Below are 4,605 nucleotides of genomic sequence, written 5' to 3' on the forward strand. Positions count from 1 at the left end.
GCGTGAGGGATACTCCCCTTCTGGTGCAGTTCAGTTAATCACAGGCGGGCGAGGTGTCGCCGGGTCAGTCGCTGGTGGGGGAGGCGTGGTCGGGTCCGCCTTCCCGCGGGGTGGGTGCGCCGGGTGGTTGCCGAGACGGTCATGCGCAATACTTGGCGTCGACGAGTTCGTCTATCTCAGACTTGGAGCGAGTGAAATCCCCTGATGGGTACCCCCTGCGAAAGGCCCGGGTCGGCTGACGACCCGGGTCCGAGTTGTCTCTGGCCAGTTTCACCGCGAAACCCGTGGTCGCTGAACCGTGAACCGCGATCACGTGAGCGAGCGTTCTGATGGGCGTGACGCTCCTGATGCTGCTGCTGGGAATCCTGGTGATCCTGGCGATCATCGCGGCGAACGGCTACTTCGTGGCCCAGGAATTCGCCTACATGTCGGTGGACAGGAACAGGCTCAAGGCGCGGGCGGATGCGGGGGGACGTCTCGGCAGCGCGTGCGCTGAAGGTCACCCAACGGACCTCGTTCATGCTCTCGGGCGCCCAGTTGGGGATCACGGTCACCGGACTGCTGGTGGGGTTCGTGGCCGAACCGCTGGTCGGCCAATCGCTCGGGACCCTGTTGGGTGGGGTCGGCGTCCCCGCGGCTGTCGGTGTGACGGTGGGTACCGTGCTGGCGTTGATCGCCGCGACGGTGGTGCAGATGATCTTCGGCGAGTTGTATCCCAAGAACCTTGCGCTGGCCAGCCCGGAGCCCCTGGCGCGTGGCCTGGCCCGTTCGACCACTGTGTACCTCACGGTGTTCGGCTGGCTCATCGTGGTCTTCGACAAGTCTGCCAACTTGTTGCTCCGGGCAGTCGGGGTCAATCCTGTTCACGATCTGGACACCACCGCCACGGCGGAGGATCTCGAGCGCATCGTCGCCGATGCCAGGGGAAGTGGGGATCTGCCCGAGAATCTCTCCGTCCTCATCGACAGAATTCTGGACTTTCCGGACCGGACGGTCGAGCATGCGATGGTTCCGAGGTCTCACACCAGTGTCGTCTCACCCGATGCGACGGTCGGGGAGGTGAGGGTTCTGATGGCCACCGGACACACCCGATATCCCGTGGTCACCGAGGAGCAGGAGCCGGTGGGAGTGGTGCAGTTGGTGGATGTGCTCGGCTGGACTCTGGAGCCCGACGCGCCGGTCACCGAGCTCATGCGCCCGGTTGTGGTGGTCCCCTCGTTGATGTCGCTACCGGATGCGCTGTTCAGCTTGACCGATTCAGAGGCCCAGCTCGCTGCGGTAGTGGACGAATACGGGGGTTTCGCCGGCGTGATCACCATCGAAGACCTCGCCGAGGAGTTGATCGGCGAACTGTCCGACGAACACGACGTCGAGGCGGATTCGGTGATCTCCCGCGAGGGCGAGAGCTGCTGGCGGATGGATGGCGACGTCCACATCGACGAGGCCGAGCGGGCACTCGGCCACACACTGTCCGAGGGTGACTACGAGACCGTGGCGGGTCTGGTGATCGCCGCGCACGGGCGCCTGCCCGAGGTGGGGCAGACGGTGCGTGTCGATCTGCCAATCGATCCCCGCGAGCTGATCGCCGACCATCCACGGGAAGTGGCTCTGGACATCGAGGTTCTCGAGGTGGAGCGGTTGGTGCCCATTGAGCTGAGGATTCGTCTCGTGGAGCGTGGTGGCACCGTTCCCCTCGACGCCGGCGATGACGATGCGTCTGGAAAAAGCGAGGTTCGGTGATGGGAAACCCGATGGTTGTCACGGCCATTACTGCGGGGCTCATTGTGTTGAGTGCGTTCTTCGTCGTGATCGAGTTCGCACTCCTCGGCGCGCGACAGCACCGGCTCGAGAAGGAAGCGGCAACCAGTGCCTCGGCCCGCGCGGCGCTTCGCGGGATGAACGAGCTGACCCTCATGCTCGCCGGTGCCCAGCTGGGCATCACGGTCTGCACGTTCGCACTCGGTGCGGTCACCAAGCCCGCCGTGGACTCGTGGCTCGGCCCGGTCTTCACTTCGTGGGGCGCACCGGCCCAGCTCGCTGGTGGCGTGGCGTTCGGGCTGTCGTTGCTCCTGGTGACCTTCCTGCATCTGGTGGTGGGGGAGATGGCGCCCAAGTCGTGGGCGATTGCGCACCCGGAATTCGCCGCCAAGTTCGTGGGCCTGCCCTCGAGGGGGTTCATCTGGGTGTTCCGTCCGCTGCTGCGGTGGGTTAACGCAGTGGCCAACCGTCTTGTCTCCGCCAGTGGCGTCACGCCGGTTGAGCGTGCCGCCGTGGGTGGACAGGACGCGGCTACGATCCGCCAGCTCGTCGAACACTCGGCGACGGCGGGTTCCCTCGACAACTCGTTCCGATCCCCGTTGTCGGGTGCGCTCGGCTTGGACCAGTTGCATATCGGAGCGCTCGTCGACACCTCGACGGCACCCACCGCGGTCCCGGCCGGAGCCACGGTGGCCCAGGTCCAACAGGCCGCGACGCGCACCGGCTATACGCGGGTGCTCCTCCAGGACGGCAATTCGCCCACTCCGGAGGTGGTCCATGTGCGTGACACGTTGATGGAGCCCGCGGATGCGCACGCACGTGCTTTTGCGCGCCCGGTGATGGTGTTCGACTCTCGCACTCCGGTGTACGAGGCGCTCGCAGAGGCGCGCGAGCGCAGCGAACAGCTGGCCGCAGTGACGGACCAGGGCCAGTTCATCGGGGTGATCACCATCTCCGACATCCTCAAGCATCTCCTTCCCCAGGAGTCCGGACGAACCGGGGCGTAGCGCCCTGCACGTCGTCGGATGGGTTGTCGACGTCTGAACCTACCTCGGCCCGAGTCGTACGCAGAAGGAGTGCGGGAGGGGTGATCAGTCGTGTCGCCACGGCCGCGACCGCCAATCCAGCCGAGGTGTTCGGTGGGTTGCTCGGGTGGGTGCTGAACCCCGGGGAGAGCTCGGGTGAGATCGGGGCGCCGCGGCGACGACAGAGTTGACCAGCGACTGACCAATCATTGACTGACCATTCAGTCAGGACTACGTTGACTGAACACTCAGTCAGCGACGAAAGGCGGTAGCCGTGCCCGAGGATGACCCGTCCCGCAGCGGAGCCGATCGAAGCGGCGCTCATCGAAGCGGAGTCGACCGCATCCTGGACGCGGCGATCTCCAAGTTCGGCGCGCACGGCGTCACGGGAACGAGCCTCAAGACCATCGCCGTCGAGGCGGGTGTCTCGCAGGCGCTGATTCTCCACCACTTCGGGAGCAAGGACCGACTGCACCAGGCCTGCGACGAGCACGTGGTGCGGCTGGTGCGGCAGGGCAAGGAGTCCTCGATGGGCCAGGGCGCACAGTTGGACCCGCTCCAGTCGCTGCGGCAGATCGAGGACAGTCGCCCGCTGCTGCGCTACCTGGCCCGCACCCTCTCTGAGGGAGGCGATCACATCGCGCATCTCATCGACGAGATGGTCGCCGACGCCGAGGCCTACACCGGGGCCGCCGTCGAGGCCGGTCTCATCAAGCCCAGCGCCCATTCGCGCGAACGAGTCATCGTACTGACGCTCTGGTCGCTGGGATCGTTGGTCCTGCACGAGCACATGAACCGACTGCTCGGCGTGGACTTCCTCGACACCGAGGCTCCGCCGGAGAGCCTCGCCCCCTACATGCTCCCGGTCGTGGAGCTGTTCACCCAGGGCCTGTTCGAGCCCGGCACACTCGACCGGTTCGCGGACGCGTTCGACACCCCTGACGGCCCCCGGAAGGAGCAGTGACCACCATGGACGGCGTCGTGATCTCGGCGAGAGGTCTGGTCAAGACCTTCGGCGCCACGCGCGCCCTCGACGGTCTTGACCTCGAGGTGGCACGGGGGGAGGTGCACGGCTTCCTCGGCCCCAACGGCGCCGGCAAGTCCACCACCATGCGCGTGCTGCTCGGCCTCCTCCGCGCGGACGCCGGCATCGTCAGACTGCTCGACGGCGACCCCTGGACCGACGCCGTCGAGCTCCACCGCAGGCTCGCGTACGTGCCCGGTGACGTGGAGCTGTGGCCCACCCTCACCGGCGGCGAGGCGATCGACCTGCTCGCCCGGCTGCGTGGTCCGCTCGACAGGCGCCGTCGCGACGCGCTGTGTGAGCGTTTCGACCTGGACCCCACCAAGAAGGCCCGCACCTACTCCAAGGGCAACCGGCAGAAGGTGGCGCTGATCTCCGCGCTGATCTCCGAGGTGGACCTGCTCCTGCTCGACGAACCCACCGCGGGCCTGGACCCCCTCATGGAGGTCGTGTTCCAGGAGGCGATCGGTGAGGTCAAGGCCGCCGGCCGCACGGTCCTGCTCTCCAGTCACATCCTCGCGCAGGTCGAGGCGCTAGCGGACCGCATCTCCATCGTGCGGCAGGGTCGCACCGTCGAGACCGGGAGCCTGGAGGAGCTGCGCCACATGACCCGCACCACGATGGTCGCCCGTACGGACCGACCGGCGGGCGATCTGCGGCGGGTCGAGGGTGTCCACGATGTGGAGATCGACGACGACGAGGTCCGCTTCCAGGTCGACGGGGACAGTGTCGACGAGGCCGTCCGTGCACTCGCACCACTGGGCGTCCGCTCGCTGGTCGCCCACCCGCCGACCCTCA

General features: G+C 66.9%; 3 protein-coding genes and 1 pseudogene. All 4 read left to right on the forward strand.

All coding sequences use genetic code 11. The features are described from left to right. Positions 1-329: 329 nt before the first annotated feature. A pseudogene (locus G6020_RS01800) lies at positions 330-1,740 on the forward strand (hemolysin family protein). Next, positions 1,740-2,765: a CNNM domain-containing protein gene (locus tag G6020_RS01805; protein ID WP_179524156.1), complete on the forward strand. Its 1,026-nt coding sequence runs from the start codon at positions 1,740-1,742 to the stop codon at positions 2,763-2,765. Before G6020_RS01800 ends, G6020_RS01805 begins: the two are co-directional and overlap by 1 nt. Positions 2,766-3,057: 292 nt before the next feature. Next, positions 3,058-3,747, forward strand: a complete 690-nt coding sequence (locus tag G6020_RS01810) for a TetR family transcriptional regulator (RefSeq protein ID WP_182609469.1) — start codon at positions 3,058-3,060, stop codon at positions 3,745-3,747. A 5-nt stretch (positions 3,748-3,752) separates the two neighbouring features. After that, positions 3,753-4,605 (forward strand): ABC transporter ATP-binding protein (locus G6020_RS01815; RefSeq protein WP_182609470.1); only part of this gene is annotated, 853 nt, incomplete at its 3' end.

The organism is Dietzia sp. B19 (assembly GCF_014145155.1).
Classification (GTDB): Bacteria; Actinomycetota; Actinomycetes; order Mycobacteriales; family Mycobacteriaceae; genus Dietzia; species Dietzia natronolimnaea.